Genomic DNA, 15969 nt, shown 5'->3' on the forward strand with positions numbered 1-15969 from the left:
TTGAAAAGGAGGGGCTTAAGACAGCCAAGGCTCGCACGAAATTCGTTTCAAAAATCCGGTTGAATTGGACTTCTGGGAGCGTTGCTGGCAGGTGCAAGAATTCTCCTCTCCCATCGCCCCAAAAACCAACCCCCACTTGACATTCGCCCCACCACCGTCACTCTCTCCGGCAAAACAGGGAGAGAGAATATGGCCACCAATGTCGCCGCAGCAGCACCAACCACCATGGATGCCTTTATCGAGAAGCAGGCCCGCGCCGACGCGGTGGTCAATATCGTGCTGGCGGGCGGGATCAATTACTGGCTGACCCGCGATCTGGCTTATGTGCCTGCTACTTTGCCCTTTGGTGATTCCGCGCCCAATCTTGGCGGGACCCTGATTGCCATTGCCGTGCTGATGAGCCTTCTGCTGACTTTGATCGTCTTTCCGATCACGGTGTCGCAGCGCAAATCGGGCAAGGTCACGCCGGGGCTCGCCGCCGACACGCGGGTCGGTTTTGCACCCTTTGTTCTGGCGTTCAAACATCTGGCGATGACATTGATCCCCGCTTTTCTGATTGTGATGGTCTTGCAGGGTGCGGGGCCGGAACTGCGCTTCACCCCGATGGCCTTCGCGGTGATCGTCGCGGTTATCGCGGCGGTGCTGGCCTATTTCATGTCGAAGAGCACCACGCGGGCGACGCTGAACCTATGATCATCATCACCGCCAGCCTCTCCACCGCCTTCGCGGCCAGCCCGGACGAGATTATCGCCTTGTGCAGCGAGCATAGCGCCCGGTCCCGCGCCGAACCAGGCTGTATCTCGCACCATATCCACGCCGATTGCGAAGACCCGTCGCGCTTGTTCTTTCATGAACAGTGGCAGGACGAAGCCGCCGTCGCCGCGCATTTCGCCCTTCCGGAATCGCGCGAGTTCGTGAAGCGCCTGACCGCGCTGGTCGGGGAACGGCCGGAGATACAGATATACCGGGCCGATCCGGTGTCGATGGCGGAGCTGGGTTAGATCAAATTGTCATCCCAGCGAAGGCTGGGGCCCAACCCGGCTTCAGGGGGAGAACCAGATGCGGGTTGGATCCCAGCCTGCGCTGGGATGACTATGTCAAAACCGCTTGCGGAAATCGATCTCGACATAGCGCCCGACCGGATCGAGATAGCCCTGCTGGTAGCTGAGCGGGATCAGGCCGCTGTCGTCGCGCACGGTCTGGATATCGTTGAAGATATTGTCGACCTTGAAAGCGATGCGGCTGCCTTTCAGGAAGGGGATTTTCTCGGTCAGATTGCCGCGGTCGTCGAGGTTGATGAACAGCCGCAGATTAAACGTGGTCAGATCGGAAAAGCGCAGGTCGGAACCGGTGAGGCCGCCATTGACGCGGGTCGCGGTCTGGTGCTCGCCGCTGAGGCGGAAGCCGATGCCATTGTTGAACCAGCCGCCATTGATCTCGAATTCGTGCCGCGGGCTGCCGCCGGTCGAACCGGTGGCGGAACCGTTCAGCAGGTCCAGTTCCTCGACGCCGTCGCGGATCTTGATCCTGTCCTCCAGACGGATGGTGTGAAAGGCGGAGAGCTGCCAGCGTCCGCCGCTTGGCCTTCCACCTGCACGGCCGCCAGGGCCGCCGCCGCCGGCCGGGCGTCTGACGTTCTGTGTTCGCACCGCCCTCTGGTGGCGGTCCGCCTTCGGGCCTGCCTTCTGCTGCGCCTTCTCCGGACGGCTGCGGTGGCGGTGCGGCGCGCTCGGGTCGTCCGCGCCCGCCGCCGCTTTCCTGGCCGAAGCGTTTGGAAAAGTCGATGCCGTAGCGGATGCGCTCGCTGTAGACATTGGCATAGGTGACCGGGCGCTGGTCGATCGCGATCAGGCGGCCATTGGTGTCGCGGGTGACGCGGTCAGGGAAGGCCGCCTCGATTTCCGGCGTCAGCAGCGGGAAGCTGGAGGCGACATTGTCGCTGTTGTTGCGGAAATATTCGCCGAGGAAGGTGAATCCGTCGAGCCATTCGGGGCGATAGTTGACGGCCAGCTTGATATCCCGCTGTTTCTCCGCCGGCAGCGCCAGATTGCCGCCGGTGGTGATCGAGGCCAGCACGGTTTCGCCGTTGGTAAAGTCGAATATATTGACATTAGGGGTGATGATCAGCGGATTGCCGAGCTGGGCAATTGTCGGCGCGGCATCCTCGCCGATCGCCGAGGCGGAAAAGACCAGCCCGTCCAGCGGTTCCCAGTTCACCCCGAAACCGAATTCGACCAGTCCGCCGAAATCCGACAGGTCGGAATAGCCGAAATTGCCGTTGACCGACAATTTGCCGATCGCCTCCACAACATCGATATTCTCGTCGGCCAGCGGTATGTCGATATTGATCCCGGCGCTGATTTCGTCCCGGCTGAGATCGGTGGTCGTGAGAATGGCGCCGCTGGTCTCGCGGCTGTCCAGATCTTCGCGATTATAGCCCGCACGCACAGTAGTGGTCACTGCGCCGGATGGCAGGACGAGCAGCGTGCCCGAGAGCGTGGCGAGATTGTTGATCGTCTGGTCGACAACTTTCGCGCGGTCGGTGACCGGCGCGCCCAGCAAGGGGCCGAAGCTGACCGCCAGCGGATCGACCGTGCCGGCGTCGATCGCCGCCTGCAGCGCGCTGGTGTCACCGGACCGGTCGGTGTCGGTGTCGACCTGCGTGCGGGTGTAATCGCTGGTCAGGGACCAGCGCCAGTCGCTGAGCATGCCGTTCAGAGTCAGCCCGGCCTGCGCGGTATTGGTTTCCTGCACCCGGCGTAGGGGGCCATATTCGGTGAAATAGCGGAACAGAGTATCGCCTGCCACGTTTAGCGTGCCGCCCGGCAGACCCTGCAGGCCGCGGGACTTGTCATAGACATAGCCGCCGTTCAGCGACAGCGACATGCCATTGTCAAACGACCGGCTGTAATTGGCGTTGAGTTCCACATTGTCGGAGGGGGCGGCCAGAGTGCGATAGTCACCGAGATTGACCAGTTCGCCGGCCGCATCCTGGACGATATCCCGCTCGCTCTCGGTAATCGCCGTATTGTTCTGCCATTCCACATTCACGTTGAGCCGGCTGTTCTGGCCGATGCGGGTAATCGTGGTTTCGACTTCGGACCGTCCCTGTCCGCCCTGGGTGGGAACGCCATATTCTGCCGAGGCGCTGAGCCCGGTATAATTGTCCTTGAGCACGAAATTGATCACCCGCTGGTCGGGGCGATAGCCATATTGCAGGGCCAGTTCCTCGGGGAAGACCTGGACGGTGCGGATCGCCTCGGGCGGCAGATCGCGGATTTCGCGGAAGCCGGATGTGCGCTGGCCGTTGATCAGCACCACCGGGCGCCCGCTGCCGCGGCCCCGGCTGGAGGTTGTCTGCGAGGAAATCGCCTCGAGCAGGTCCTGCACCGAGGATACGCCATAGCTGGCGATATCTGCTTCGCTCAGTTCGACCACCGGCGGTATCTCAGTAATCACCGCGCCGCGCGGCAGTTCTGCGGTGACGACAATTTCTTCATCGGCATAAGAGGAATCCGTGTCGGTGATCTGTGCGCTGGCACCGGCGGGCATCAAAAGGCCGGCGAGAACAAGGGGAGAGGCGGCGAGGAGGGATGTGGGGGAGGAGATCATTTTGTTGTTCATAGCTCTTACATAGGGGGAAAGAATATGTCCGAAGTGCCATGGGTCTGGCGCTAATGGTATAATTTCTTTGTATTAAATTGTCGCAAGGGAAACAGCCCTGGTGCGACAATCATTATCCTGCCGGTTGATGCAGCTAATCCTTCCCTTTTTGCACATTTGCCGTTATGGCGCACTGCAATACGCGGATCTGCCGCAATATCAGGGAAAATGTACCGCCATATGGCAAAAGAAGAACTGCTAGAAATGAAGGGAATGGTTCGCGAACTGCTCCCCAACGCCATGTTCCGGGTCGAACTGGAAAACGGCCACGAAATCTTGGGCCACACCGCCGGCAAGATGCGCAAGAATCGTATTCGTGTGCTGGTCGGCGACGAAGTGCTCGTCGAGCTCACCCCTTATGACCTGACCAAGGGGCGTATCACCTATCGTTTCAAGTGACGAGTCATGGCTCGTCATCCCGGACTTGATCCGGGATCCAGGGCTAACGTAAAACTGCGCTTGCGATTTGGACGCTCTGGATGCTGAAACAAGTTCAGCATGACGAAAGTGAACATATGAAACTGGTCCTCGCCTCCTCCAGTCCGCGCCGTCTGGAACTGCTTGGCCGTCTCGGCGTCACGCCGGACCGGATCATCTCTCCCGATATCGACGAAACCCCCCGCAAGGGCGAGCTGCCGCGCGACTATGTCCTGCGCATGGCGCAGGAAAAGGCTGCGGCTGTCGAACGTGAAGATCAGGAAATCCTGGTCGCAGGTGATACCACGGTCGCGGTCGGGCGCCGGATATTGGGGCAGGCCGGTGATGCGGCGGAACAGCGCAAATTTCTGGAACTGGTCAGCGGGCGGCGGCATCATGTGATGTCGGCGGTCTGCGTGATCGCAGCCGACGGCACGGCGCGGACCAAATTGTCCGACAGCATCGTCAAGTTCAAGCGCTTCGAGGCCCACGAGATCGAAGCCTATATCGCGACCGGCGAAGGGCAGGGCAAGGCGGGCGGCTATGCGATACAGGGAACGGCAGAGGCTTTTGTGATCTGGATGTCGGGCAGCTATAGCGGCATCATGGGCCTCCCTTTGTACGAGACCCGCAATCTGCTGATCAGCGCGGGCTATCCTCTTGGCTGATTTCGCCCATGGCTGGCTTTACGAGGCCGGGATCGGTGAAAACCGGGCGTTGCGGCTGGAAAATGGCGAACTGATACAGATACGCGTCGAGCGTGCCGATGGAAGCATCAGGTCTGGCGCGGTCGTCGATGCAAAATTCTCACAGCAATGGATTGCCGGAAAATCCGGGATTGTGACCTTGGCAAACGGACAGGAAGCTCTGCTGCAGCCGCTTCCCAAAGGCCTGACCGAAGGGGCGACGGTTCGCGTGGAAATTGTCCGGGCGGCGATGACAGAGCGCGGCGGGCAGGCGAAGCGGGCCAAGGCGCGCCCGGCAGAGGCGGACCGTCCCTCGAGCGATGGTCCCGATCTGCTGGCCGAGATTACAGCAACCGGACTTCCCGTCAAACAGGTATACGCCCATGCAGAAGATATCCTGTCCGACCACGGCTGGCACGAAGCCGTCGAGCAGGCCGAAAGCGGCTGGATCGATTTTGAAGGCGGGAGCCTGTTGGTATCGCTGACCCCGGCGATGACATTGTTCGATGTCGACGGACCGCTGGCGCCGTTGGAGCTGGCAAAACGGGCGGCCAAGGAAATTGCCCTCGCGCTCGTGCGCTTCGACATTTCCGGCAATATCGGGGTGGATTTTCCGACCCTGGAGGCGAAGGCTGATCGTGTTGCGGTCATGTCAGTTTTTGATGCTCATATGACCGTGAAATGCGAGCGCACCGTTATCAACGGCTTCGGTTTCATGCAGATCGTCAGCCGGAAGGTCCGGCCCTCGGTGCTGGAAATTCTGCAGGCCAATCGCGCGGTCAATGCGGCACTGAAACTGCTGCGGCAGGCAGAGCGGGATCGCGGTACGGGCGCGCTTCGGCTGGCGGCGCATCCGGCTGTTGCGAATAAATTGCGTGACCCGTTGCTGGACGAACTGGCGAGGCGGACGGGGCGTTCAGTGTCAGTGGAACCGCGCGGCGACATTTCCATCGACGGCGGTTCGGCAGGATAATTGCCCGCAGACTTGCAATCGCGCCGTCCCGACTGCAAAGCCTGCGCATGACCGATATCATTCTCTACGACTATTGGCGCAGCTCGGCGAGCTACCGGGTGCGTATTGCGCTCAATCTGAAGGGCGTCTCCTACACCGCGATCAACACCAGCCTGCTCGACGGCGACCAGAAGGCTCCCGCCTATGTCGCGCGCAATCCGCAGGGCTTCGTGCCGATGCTGTGCATCGACGGCCATGATCTGACACAGTCGCTGGCGATTATCGACTATCTCGACGCGAATTACGATGACCCGCCGATGGTGTCGAGCGATCCGGCAGAGCGGGCCAATACGCTGGCGCAGGCCCTGGTTATCGCCGCCGATATCCATCCGGTGAACAATCTGCGGATATTGAAATATCTCAAGAACGAGCTGGGACAGGATCAGGAAGCCATCGACAACTGGTATCGCCACTGGATCAGGGAAGGCTTCGTTGCGCTGGAAGCCATGGCACCGGAAACCGGTCTGTTCGGCGGCGACCAACCCAATCTGGCCGATGTCTGCCTGGTGCCGCAAATGTATAATGCGCGCCGGTTCGATCTGGATTTGAGCGCCTTTCCCAGGCTCGTGCGGATTGATGCCGCGTGTAACCAATATGAGGCTTTCCAGAAAGCCGCTCCCGAAGCAGTGAAGGATCAATGATATGACAATCGAAGGTGGATGCTATTGCGGTGCGGTGCGGTGCGCTACAAGGCCGAGGGCAAACCGATGCTGAAGGCGGAATGTTTTTGCCGCGAATGCCAATATACGACCGGCGGCAACAGCCTGCTGCTGATGGCGATGCCGGCGGACGGTTTCGCCATCACCAAGGGCGCCGTGAAGGGTTTCAAGCGGGATGATCTGGAAAAGGGTGTAACCCGCGAATTTTGCGCCGACTGCGGCACCCATCTGGCCACCCGCGCGCCGGGTTTGAAGTGGCGGTGATCCTGAAAGTCGGAACGCTCGATGATCCCAGCGTCTTCGGCAAGGCGGACAGCGCCCATTTTGCCTGCGATGCGCAGGACTATCACCGGCTGCCGGACGACATGCCGGTCCATCAGAAGTGGACAGACAATTAGGTCATGAAAAATCAGTTTTAGCCTACCCGCTATTGGCATCAATGGCCGCCATTTCTGTGCCCGCCTGGGGGCAGGAGCAGGTCGATGGAGACGAAGCGCCGGTCGCGGCAATCATCGTTTCAGGACTGCCCGTCACCCGTGGCGACGACGTCTATAGCGCCACCGAAATTGCGATCGATCCTTCCCGGACGGTCGAGAACGCATTGCGCGATGTGCCGGGACTGCAGCAATTCCGCCGGTCGGACGCGCGTTCGGCCAACCCGACCAGTCAGGGCATTACGCTGCGCGGACTGGGCGGCAATGCTTCGTCCCGCGCCTTGCTGGTCCTCGACGGCGTGCCACAGGCCGACCCCTTCGGCGGCTGGGTGGCTTGGCCGGGCTATGATGCGCTGGCTCTGAAAAGCGCGAGAATTACCCGCGGCGGCGGCAGCGTGACCGACGGGCAGGGCGCTATCTCCGGGACGATAGAATTGTTCAGCGACACTGTCGGGGACCGGATCGAACTGGGCGCGGCTTATGGCAGCCGCAACAGCGTCGACACTGATCTGCTGTTCGGTCGCGAACTGGGGCAGGGGCAGCTGACCATATCCGCCAATTATGCCCGCGGTGACGGGTTCATCCCTATCATAGAAGGCCAGCGCGGAACCGTGGATCGTCCGGCGGAATATGAGCAGGCCGGTCTTGCCGTCCGCTTCGTCGCGCCCTTGACCGACAATGTCGAACTGCAGAGCAATGTCCGCGCTTTCACCGACGACCGGGAACGCGGTTTTGCTTTCAGTGAAAACCACAATGACGGAGCGGACGCCAGCATCCGGCTGGTCGATCGTACGTCCGACTGGCAATGGTCGGCGCTGGCCTATGTCCAGATCCGCAATTTCGACGTCAGCTTTGGCGGGGTTGCGGATGATCGCAATTCGGTCAATCGCGTGTTTGAACAATATAGCGTGCCATCCACTGGCCTCGGCGCCCGTTTTGAGGTGCGGCCCCCGGTCGGTGACAATGTGGAGCTGCGCATCGGTGGAGACTGGCGGCGGACCGAAGGCACCACCAACGAGAATTTCTTCTTTCTCGATGATGACACGCCGCAGCGCAGCCGCAGGGCAGGGGGCAGCACAGCCACCTATGGCGGTTTTGTCGAAGCCAGTCTGCAGGCCAGCGATACGCTGGTTCTGACCGGCGGCGGCCGCGTCGATTTCTGGTCGATTGATGACGGTTTTCGCAAAGAGATAGAGCTGATCAACCCCTTTCCCGGATCGGTCCGCACCGACGAGATGTTCGCCAATCGCAGCGACACCGAATTTACCGGTCGCGGCGGCTTTGCCTATGATCTGAGCGGTCCACTCACGTTCCGGGGCGCGGCCTATCTCGGCTGGCGGCTGCCAACGCTGAACGAATTGTTCCGGCCTTTCCGGGTCGGTTCGGATGCGACGGCGGCCAACGAACTGCTCGAGCCCGAGCGGGTCAAGGGCGCCGAACTGGGGCTGGACTGGGAAAGCGGCATTGCCACGTTCGGCATCACCGCTTTCTATAACCAGCTCGACAATGCGGTCGCCAATGTCACGCTGGCCAGCGGTCCGGGTGTTTTCCCCGGTGTCGGTTTCGTCGCCTCAGACGGAACCTACAGCCAGCGCCAGAATCTCGACGCGATCAAATCAAAAGGCATTGAAATCGACGCCGCGTTCAATCTCGGCGAGCTGGTCGACGGCCTGACCTTGCGCGCTGCCTATGCCTATGTCGATGCCGAAGTGGACGGTTCCGGTGACGCGCCGGCGGTCGACGGTTTTCGTCCGGCCCAGGTGCCCCGGCACAATGCCTCCGGCTCGCTCGTCTGGGAAAAGGAGGATGGCACGGGCGCCAGCCTCTCGGCCCGCTATGCCGGCCAGCAGTTTGAAGATGATGTCAATATTCTCAGTCTGGCCGATGCCTTGACCATCGACGGGCGGATGGCGCTGGCCGTGACTGATCGCCTGCTGGTCGAAACCCGGGTTGAAAATCTTCTCGACGCCCGGGTAGAGGCTGCTGTCAGTAGCAATGGAATAATAGAGCGCGCCTTCCCCCGGACATTTTGGGTTGGACTTCGCGTCAAAATTGAATAAATATTATTTATGACCTTTAAGCTTGATGATTATCTGCCCTACCAGCTCTCGACGACGTCCAACGCCGTCAGTGACGTGATCGCGGGTGAATATAAAAGTCTCTTCGGCCTGAAAATTCCGGAATGGCGGGTGATGTCGGTACTGGGCACGCGCGGTGCGTCTACCCAGCGGCAGTTGGTGGAGGCCACGCTGATGGACAAGGTAACGGTCAATCGGGCGGTGAAGAATCTCGTCGACCGTGCCTTGCTCGACCGCAGTCCCAACACTGCCGACGGCCGCTCGCACCATCTGTTGCTGAGCAGCACCGGCCGCGATCTCTATGGCAAGATCCTGCCGGCCGCCCAGGCAATGGACAAGAAGATCATGTCGGTGCTCAGCACCGAGGAGAAAGCCGAATTGTCCGCAATGCTGGCGCGGATCAAGAAATCGGCGGATACGATCGCGGCAGAATGAAAAAGAGCGGCAGGGAACTGCCGCTCTCTTGATTTTACGCTTCTGCTTACCCGCTAGAGCATCGCATCGGAGATCGAGCAGGCCGCAGGGCCCAAGATCACGATGAATAGAGTCGGCAGAATGAACAGGATCAGCGGGATCGTCATGATGGCAGGCAGCCGCGCGGCTTTTTCTTCGGCGCGCATCATCCGGTCATTGCGGAATTCCGCCGACAGGACCCGCAGCGACGAGGCGAGCGGCGTACCATATTTCTCGGTCTGGATCATCGTCGTCACCACGCCCTTGATATGGTCCAGCGCGACCCGATAGGCGAGATTTTCGAAAGCCTGCCGTCGTTCGGTCAGGAAGCCCAGCTCGATCGAAGTCAGCGAAAATTCATCGGCCAGTTCCGGATAGGCGGTGCCCAGTTCCTTCGACACACGGGCAAAGGCAGAATCGACCGTCAGACCGGCTTCCGCACAGATGACAAGAAGATCGATGGCGTCGGGCAGACCCTTGCGGATAAGGTCGGTCCGCTTGGCGATCAGGTTGTTTACGTAGATATCCGCCCCTTTATAGCCGAAAATGGCTGCACCGGCGAAGACGCCGAACCGCTTGAGATCGGACCAATCGGACAGATAGTCGAAGCCGTATATGGCCAGCGCCGCACCGCCGCCCAATATGATCGGCATAACGAGACGGCTGAAAATGATGACAAAGGCCATGTCCTTGGACCGGATGCCGGCCTGCGCCAGCTTCTGCTGCGCTTCCTTGACCTGCGTATCCTGCAAAACCTGCATCGACGCCAGCATGTTGCGCATGCGGTCGGTCGTGTCGTTCTGCTGGACCAGCTTGGCGCGCTTCTTGGTGGTCGACGCGGTGATGCCGGCTTTCAGCTGTTCGCGGCGTTCGTTGAGCGCCTTGACCCGTTTTGCCATCGGGTCCCGGACCGTTACGGCAGCATAGATCGCGAAGAATACAGCCGCAGCGGCAACGGCCGCCAGGATGGTCGCAACCCAGAGCACGTCTATGCCGAATAATGTTGGTCCGCCGCCGCTTGTCATTTGCCTTGTACCTTCATACTAAATCTCGAAGTTGACCATCTTGGCCATGATGAAGACGCCGATGCTCATCCAACAGAGGCCACCGAGGCCCGCGATGATCAGACGTTCTTCATAGAAAAAGCCGGCCAGATAGGTCGGGTTCACGGTGTAAACCAGCGCGAACACAATGAACGGCAGCGAACCGACGATATAGGCCGAAGCCTTGGATTCCGACGACATCGCCTTGATCTTGAGCTTCATCTGTCCGCGCTTGCGCAAAACGTCGGCAAGATTGAACAATGTTTCCGCCAGGTTGCCGCCGGTTTCACGCTGGATCGCCAGCGTGATGCAGAAGAACTGGAACTCGGGTGTTTCCATGCGTTTGGCGCTTTCCTGCAGCGCGTCTTCCATGGTCTGGCCGATCTTGATGCGATCGACCACTTTCTGGAATTCCTCGCCGACGGGACCGTCGATTTCCTTGGCCACCACGCCGATTGTCTCGGTGACCGGAAGACCCGAACGAAGGCCGCGAACAAGCAGTTCGATAGCGTCGGGAAAGGTCGCGGTAAACTTGGCAACGCGCCGGTTGATCAGGAAGCTGACGACGAAATGCGGTATTCCGGCACCGACCAGCAGTCCGACGAACAGGCATAGCAGGAGCGGCGCGCCCTTGAGCAGCAGCAAACCGGAGACGACGACGAATAGGCCGCCCGCCGCATAGAAAAATAGGATAGCGGCCATTGCTTGCCGGTCTTTTCCAGGCGGATCGCCAGAATTTCCAGCTTGGTCATATTCTCGCCGCGCGGACGCGTGGTCTTGCGTCGCGCCGAGAGCGCCTTTTTCATCTGCGCTTCCACCCGCACATTGGCGCTGTCGGAATGGCGATATTTGACCTTGTCCAGTCGCCGAGCAGTGGCCTTGGATTGCGATGGGCCGGCATAGGCAAAGATGAGCAGCAGCAGAACCGCCAGAACGCCGGCACCCAATATTGCAGTTTGCATTAATCCCATTGTCTAATCCCTATGAAGCCGAAGAAATCCTGCCGCCCGGTTCAGGCTTCAGGCGCATCCTCTTTGGCTTTCTTTGACGGCAGCAGTGATTTGAAATCCCCGAACTTGTCCATGAAGGATTTCTTGCCGCCTTCCTCTTCGGGGTCCAGTCCGCCACTGACCGAGCCGAGTACCAGGCTGGTCAGTTCGACGATTTTTGCCGAAGCCTTGCTGGACTTGCCGGCCTCGACCATCGCCTGGCCCAGTTTCGCCGCCTGCGCAGCGGTCTTGGCGTCATGCGGGATCATGATATCGATCTTGCGCTCGATGGAGCTCTCGAAATCCTGACGGCCGATTTCCAGATTGGTGGCCTGCACCTTGTTGGCGACAACATAGACCTTGCTCTGCGCGGCGTGGGACTTCAGCCAGGACAGCAAGCGAATGCAGTCGCGCGCCGAAGCGAGCGTCAGTTCCGTCACGATGACGGTTGCGTTCACGTCGCCCAGAAGATGGGGATAGTTGATCAGCATGTCGCGCGGCAGATCGATCACCGTACAGTCGAAAGCGGCGCGGAATTCTTCCTGTAGCTGGAAGAAGGCGGTGCCATCGGTCAGGATCGGCGAATTGATCGGTGCCTCTGCGGACAGCAGCGACAGTTTCTCATTGGCCTTGATCATCGCGCGTTCGATGAACAGCCCGTCGATCCGGCTCGGATTGTCGATTGCATCGGTAAGGCCGCGACCGGGCTCGAGATCCAGCGACAGCGCGCCGGTGCCGAAATGGACGTCCAGATCCAGCAGGGCGGTCAGCCGCTCCCGGTCATAGCTGAGCAGCCAGGCCAGGGAAGTGGCGATGGTCGACGCGCCGACGCCGCCACGGGTGCCGATAACGGCGGTCGAAATATGCGGCTTTTCGGCCTGCGGATCGTCAATTTTCGGGGCGTTGATGACCGCTTGCGCCTGTGCCAGCACGTCGCGGAGCTGGTCCGGGCTGAACGGTTTCAGCAAATAGTCCTGCAGGCCGCTGACGATCAGGTCGCGGTAGAGGCGGACGTCGTTGACCTGGCCCATGGCCACCACGACAGTGCCCGGTTCGCAGACTTCGGCCAGCGAATTGATATCATTGAGCGGATCGCCGGATTCCGACAGATCCACCAGCAGGATGTTGGGGCTGGCAGAAACGGAGAGGGTCTGGACCGCGTTGCGCAGTCCGCCCTTGCTGCATTTGTCGATCGACCAGCCCATTTCCTCGGCCACGGGGCGGAGCATTTCCAGCGTATCGTCGTCGCAGACAAAAGCGGCAAAGGGTTCACGTCCGTTGACCGAACCTGGTTTCCAGGGAGCGTTCATTATTGTCCTCCAACTTTCTTGTCACGATAGGCGCGGATGGCCTTCGAAGCCTGCGACTGATCCTCGCCTTCGGCAGCCTGGCCGCGGACGAGATCTTCCGGATTGGCAATCATGGCAGAAAGCGTGCTGTTCGTTCCGCACCCGTAGTTGGCGCTTGTCCGCACCTGAAAATCGGTGTGGCTGCGATAGCTGAAATCGGGGCATCCCGGCACCGAAGCCTCGGTGCGCGTCACGACGACCCGCATCAGGCCCGCAGGAACATGGCCTTCGGTTACCGGAGCGTTTTCGCTGATCAGCAAACCATAGCCGGCCACGATATTTTCGACCGCTGCCTTGGCAACGGGGCTGGCCGAATAGCTCGGGTCATCGATCGACACCCGATCGCCATAGCCCAGCTCGAGCGCGTCGAACCAGCCGGACAGGCGGTTCTGCTCTGCGGCGGACAATCCGCCATGACCGGCGCTCAGGTCGAGCACGAAATTCGATTTGGAAACGACCGGCTGGCGTTCGCTATAAACGCTGCGGTTGGCAGTGTTGCTTCCACAGGCGGTTACCGAGAGCCCGAGAGCGGTGATGAGTGCCATTGAAACGATGCGCATGATCTGTTCTCCTGATCGGGCTTATTTGTCGAAACTGAAACCCGGAGCGCTGCCGCCGGACTTCTTGGATTTTTGGCCGACTGGACGGGAGCCGGAGCCTGCAGGGCGCCAAAGCCCTGGCCGTCGGGAGTGGCCGGAGCTACGCTCGGCTTGGGCCGATCCTCACCGGTGCCGCTGTGGTTGCGGTTCATCAGGAACCGCTCTGCATCATTGGCAGCCTTGAAGCCGTCGGTTGGCAATACGATCTCGCTGTCGCTGACCGGCTTGACCAGATAAGGCGTGACCACGATCATCAGCTCGGTTTCGTTGCGGCTGTAGCCATCGGACTTGAACAAGGCACCCAATACCGGCACGTCGGCCAGACCCGGGGTCTTCGCGATGGCGGAATTATAGCTGTTCTGCATCAGGCCGGCGATCATGAAGCTTTCGCCCGATCCCAGCTCAACGGTGGTCTCTGCCCGGCGGGTCGAAACCGCAGGAATGCTGAAACCGTTGATGATGACAGCGCCATTGGTGGTGATTTCCGATACTTCCGGTGCGACGCGGATCGAGATCCGGCCGTTGGAAAGCACGGTTGGCGTGTAGGACAGGCTGACACCGTAATTCTTATACTGGACGGAGACCTCGCCCAGACCGGTTGAAATCGGAATGGGAAACTCGCCGCCGGCCAGAAATGTCGCCGTTTCACCGGAAATGGCCGTCAGATTGGGTGATGCCAGGGTGCTGACAAGACCCACGCGTTCGGAGACGTCGAGCGCGGTGGCAATGTCGATGCCGAACAGACGGCCCGCCGCCTGAATGGTGTTGAGCTCCGAACCGGTATTATAGTTGAAAGCGGTTCCGCCGGCCGTCACGAACTGGCCGGTCGCCGTGTTGAACGGCAGCGAGACAGAACCTGCGGGCAAACCAAACAGGCTGGACGCGTCCAGGCTCGGGAAGGACGAGGTGTCGAAATTGGTAATCGAACCGAAGTCGCGGCCACGGGACACACCGAACTGGAAGCCGCCAGTGGTGTCACGGGTTAGCAGATTGCCGTTGATTTCCTTCGCCAGCGAACGGCTGACCTCGGCAAAACGGACCTTCAGGTTGACCTGCATCGGCGTCGCGGTTTTCAGCCGGCTGACCACACGTGTGGTGTCGCCGACAAATGCCTGGACGAGATTTTCCGCTTCTTCCGCATCATCCGGATCGGCGATGGTACCGGTAAGCAGCACGAAATTATTGGTCGTGCTAACCGCGATATTCGCATTCGGCATCGCCAGGTTCAGCATCTGGTCGATCGAGGAAATTTCCGCACCGACCGAGACTTCCGCCGAGTAGATGACCTTGCCGGACGCGCTGGTTGCGTAGAAGCTCGTCTGGCCACCCTTTTTGCCGAAAATATAGATCTGGCGCGGCGAGCGGACCTGGACATCGGCAATCGCATTTTCAGCGATGAAAATATCTTCGATCGAAGCGGGCAGGGTGATCAGCTTGCCACGGCCGACCGACAATGTGATCCGCGAATCCGGCTGGGATACATTGACCGACTGGGCGTTAAGCGCAGTGCTACTGTTGGCAGCCAGAGCCAGAGCGAGAGCGGCTACGGCGGTCAAGCCGATTGCCTTCTTCGCGAGGCGGCTATGCTGTGCATATACTACGGCCATTATTTGTCTCCAAATTCGATATCATTGACCGTGTTGCCACGCGCTACGCGGACGACCGGACCTCTTGGTTTTTCCTTCTCGGCCAGGGGCGGCGGCGAGCGGGTTTCAAAACGGGATACGTCTCCGCCGGTCGAAAAGCTTGATTTCGTGCTGGTCGGACGCGCGGCCAGCGAACGGATCATATCGGCTTCGACAACCGGGTCATCGGTTTTCGGAAGCTTGATTGCGCCGGAGGCTATGGCTTCTTCCAGTTCGGCGGCGCTGTCGGCGAGCGAACGCAGCGACAGGCTCAATGTTCCCAGAGTCTGGGCGACCGAAATCTGTTCGGCAATTTTCGGGGTGGCTTCGAGCGTGACCAGCTTGGCCTTCTTGGCGACCTGCTGACCCGCTTCGTTTTTCGTCGCCGTCACGCGGTTATCGGTGGCGAGCACGCGCAGGTTGCGGATCACGGTTTCGGAAACCTTGAGCTCGGGGCCTTCGCCCTGCACCGACTGGGTCAGCATCAGGTCGACCCGGTCGCCAGGAAATACGAAGCCGGCGACGCCGGTCAGTCCGGATACGGGAATGGTAACGGCGCGCATGCCGGGGCCGAGCGCTGCAGCGAGGAAACCGCGATCACCCGGTGCCACGAGAGAGCCCTTGGTAAGCGGCTGGCCAGCGGTGACCGGATTGCGGACAACGGTACCGGCAAGCGATTCCACGTCGGTGCTTTCCTTCATGAAATAGGCTTCCTCGACCAGATCCTTCGGCCATGGCTGGAAGCGGAAACTGTCGGGCGTGATGATTGTGCCAACGGGAAGCGCGCGGGTTGCGACGAGGACTTCTTCCCCTATCACTTCAGCTTTCTTTGCAGCAACTTGTGGCGCGGAGGCACCATCAAACATGTTTTTGCGAGCAACGCCGTAACCGCAGCCACGATCAGTGCGCCGACCAGCAAAATGATTTTCTTCTTGTCCATGACGTCTAACGCCTCCTGAATG

Annotated in this window: 15 protein-coding genes and 2 pseudogenes; 10 read left to right on the plus strand and 7 right to left on the minus strand. The window is 60.2% G+C overall.

What is annotated here, in order from left to right; genetic code table 11:
* Positions 1-189 precede the first annotated feature (189 nt).
* Positions 190-693 (plus strand): hypothetical protein, encoded by a 504-nt coding sequence (locus C8024_RS02235; protein ID WP_173202796.1) that lies wholly within the window; start codon positions 190-192, stop codon positions 691-693.
* Positions 690-1001: a putative quinol monooxygenase gene (locus tag C8024_RS02240; RefSeq protein WP_100094178.1), complete on the plus strand. Its 312-nt coding sequence runs from the start codon at positions 690-692 to the stop codon at positions 999-1001. Before C8024_RS02235 ends, C8024_RS02240 begins: the two co-directional genes overlap by 4 nt.
* Before the next feature lie 310 nt (positions 1002-1311).
* On the opposite strand, the gene C8024_RS02245 is transcribed toward C8024_RS02240, so the two are convergent.
* Positions 1312-3624, minus strand: coding sequence for a hypothetical protein (locus C8024_RS02245; RefSeq protein WP_173202797.1), 2313 nt, complete (start codon positions 3622-3624; stop codon positions 1312-1314).
* Between the two features lie 219 nt (positions 3625-3843).
* Here C8024_RS02245 and infA point away from each other — a divergent pair, with 219 nt between their 5' ends.
* The 8 genes from infA (at position 3844) to C8024_RS02280 (ending at position 9384) form a co-directional block, all read left to right on the plus strand.
* Positions 3844-4062 carry a translation initiation factor IF-1 gene (gene infA, locus C8024_RS02250; protein ID WP_066742521.1) on the plus strand — a complete coding sequence of 73 codons (219 nt, stop codon included), beginning with the start codon at positions 3844-3846 and terminating at the stop codon, positions 4060-4062.
* Between the two features lie 116 nt (positions 4063-4178).
* Positions 4179-4748: a nucleoside triphosphate pyrophosphatase gene (locus C8024_RS02255; protein WP_173202830.1), complete on the plus strand. Its 570-nt coding sequence runs from the start codon at positions 4179-4181 to the stop codon at positions 4746-4748.
* Complete coding sequence (locus tag C8024_RS02260) at positions 4741-5739, plus strand: ribonuclease E/G (RefSeq protein WP_173202798.1); 999 nt, start codon at positions 4741-4743, stop codon at positions 5737-5739. The genes C8024_RS02255 and C8024_RS02260 overlap by 8 nt, the downstream gene beginning before the upstream one ends.
* Positions 5740-5786: 47 nt before the next feature.
* Positions 5787-6419 (plus strand): maleylacetoacetate isomerase, encoded by a 633-nt coding sequence (maiA, locus tag C8024_RS02265; RefSeq protein WP_173202799.1) that lies wholly within the window; start codon positions 5787-5789, stop codon positions 6417-6419.
* A gap of 18 nt (positions 6420-6437) precedes the next feature.
* Positions 6438-6701, plus strand: a complete 264-nt coding sequence (locus tag C8024_RS19915; RefSeq protein ID WP_217271943.1) for a GFA family protein — start codon at positions 6438-6440, stop codon at positions 6699-6701.
* Positions 6692-6835: a hypothetical protein gene (locus tag C8024_RS19920; protein WP_217271944.1), complete on the plus strand. Its 144-nt coding sequence runs from the start codon at positions 6692-6694 to the stop codon at positions 6833-6835. The genes C8024_RS19915 and C8024_RS19920 overlap by 10 nt, the downstream gene beginning before the upstream one ends.
* Before the next feature lie 41 nt (positions 6836-6876).
* Positions 6877-8931 carry a TonB-dependent receptor gene (locus C8024_RS02275; protein ID WP_173202800.1) on the plus strand — a complete coding sequence of 685 codons (2055 nt, stop codon included), beginning with the start codon at positions 6877-6879 and terminating at the stop codon, positions 8929-8931.
* Positions 8932-8940: 9 nt separating this feature from the next.
* Entirely contained in the window at positions 8941-9384 is a 444-nt protein-coding gene (locus tag C8024_RS02280; protein ID WP_100094184.1) for a MarR family winged helix-turn-helix transcriptional regulator, read from the plus strand.
* 53 nt (positions 9385-9437) lie between these two features.
* Here the strand turns inward: C8024_RS02280 and C8024_RS02285 are convergent, their stop codons facing one another.
* The 6 genes and pseudogenes from C8024_RS02285 to cpaB all read right to left on the minus strand — a co-directional run bounded on the left by C8024_RS02285 (position 9438) and on the right by cpaB (position 15947).
* A complete protein-coding gene (locus C8024_RS02285; RefSeq protein WP_100094185.1) occupies positions 9438-10427 on the minus strand; it encodes a type II secretion system F family protein in 990 nt (329 codons plus the stop codon).
* Positions 10428-10445: 18 nt separating this feature from the next.
* Positions 10446-11416 (minus strand): annotated as a pseudogene (locus C8024_RS02290) (type II secretion system F family protein).
* Between the two features lie 41 nt (positions 11417-11457).
* Positions 11458-12744: a pilus assembly protein CpaE gene (locus C8024_RS02295; RefSeq protein ID WP_173202801.1), complete on the minus strand. Its 1287-nt coding sequence runs from the start codon at positions 12742-12744 to the stop codon at positions 11458-11460.
* Entirely contained in the window at positions 12744-13343 is a 600-nt protein-coding gene (locus C8024_RS02300) for a CpaD family pilus assembly protein (RefSeq protein WP_100094188.1), read from the minus strand. The genes C8024_RS02295 and C8024_RS02300 overlap by 1 nt, the downstream gene beginning before the upstream one ends.
* Positions 13295-14989: a type II and III secretion system protein family protein gene (locus C8024_RS02305; protein ID WP_173202802.1), complete on the minus strand. Its 1695-nt coding sequence runs from the start codon at positions 14987-14989 to the stop codon at positions 13295-13297. The genes C8024_RS02300 and C8024_RS02305 overlap by 49 nt, the downstream gene beginning before the upstream one ends.
* Positions 14989-15947: pseudogene (cpaB, locus tag C8024_RS02310) on the minus strand (Flp pilus assembly protein CpaB). The gene C8024_RS02305 and the pseudogene cpaB overlap by 1 nt, the downstream one beginning before the upstream one ends.
* Positions 15948-15969 lie beyond the last annotated feature (22 nt).

It is taken from the genome of Sphingopyxis sp. BSNA05 (genome assembly GCF_013265645.1).
Lineage (GTDB): Bacteria > Pseudomonadota > Alphaproteobacteria > Sphingomonadales > Sphingomonadaceae > Parasphingorhabdus.

What these genes read in the sequence shown, in the direction of transcription:
- infA (WP_066742521.1), top strand. Translation starts at nt 3,844, where the DNA reads ATGGCAAAAGAAGAACTGCTAGAAATGAAGGGAATGGTTCGCGAACTG.
- C8024_RS02280 (WP_100094184.1), top strand. Translation starts at nt 8,941, where the DNA reads ATGACCTTTAAGCTTGATGATTATCTGCCCTACCAGCTCTCGACGACG.
- C8024_RS02285 (WP_100094185.1), bottom strand. Translation starts at nt 10,427, where the DNA reads ATGACAAGCGGCGGCGGACCAACATTATTCGGCATAGACGTGCTCTGG.
- maiA (WP_173202799.1), top strand. Translation starts at nt 5,787, where the DNA reads ATGACCGATATCATTCTCTACGACTATTGGCGCAGCTCGGCGAGCTAC.
- C8024_RS02235 (WP_173202796.1), top strand. Translation starts at nt 190, where the DNA reads ATGGCCACCAATGTCGCCGCAGCAGCACCAACCACCATGGATGCCTTT.
- C8024_RS19915 (WP_217271943.1), top strand. Translation starts at nt 6,438, where the DNA reads ATGCTATTGCGGTGCGGTGCGGTGCGCTACAAGGCCGAGGGCAAACCG.
- C8024_RS02240 (WP_100094178.1), top strand. Translation starts at nt 690, where the DNA reads ATGATCATCATCACCGCCAGCCTCTCCACCGCCTTCGCGGCCAGCCCG.
- C8024_RS02305 (WP_173202802.1), bottom strand. Translation starts at nt 14,989, where the DNA reads ATGGCCGTAGTATATGCACAGCATAGCCGCCTCGCGAAGAAGGCAATC.
- C8024_RS02300 (WP_100094188.1), bottom strand. Translation starts at nt 13,343, where the DNA reads ATGCGCATCGTTTCAATGGCACTCATCACCGCTCTCGGGCTCTCGGTA.
- C8024_RS02255 (WP_173202830.1), top strand. Translation starts at nt 4,179, where the DNA reads ATGAAACTGGTCCTCGCCTCCTCCAGTCCGCGCCGTCTGGAACTGCTT.
- C8024_RS02245 (WP_173202797.1), bottom strand. Translation starts at nt 3,624, where the DNA reads ATGAACAACAAAATGATCTCCTCCCCCACATCCCTCCTCGCCGCCTCT.
- C8024_RS02295 (WP_173202801.1), bottom strand. Translation starts at nt 12,744, where the DNA reads ATGAACGCTCCCTGGAAACCAGGTTCGGTCAACGGACGTGAACCCTTT.
- C8024_RS02275 (WP_173202800.1), top strand. Translation starts at nt 6,877, where the DNA reads ATGGCCGCCATTTCTGTGCCCGCCTGGGGGCAGGAGCAGGTCGATGGA.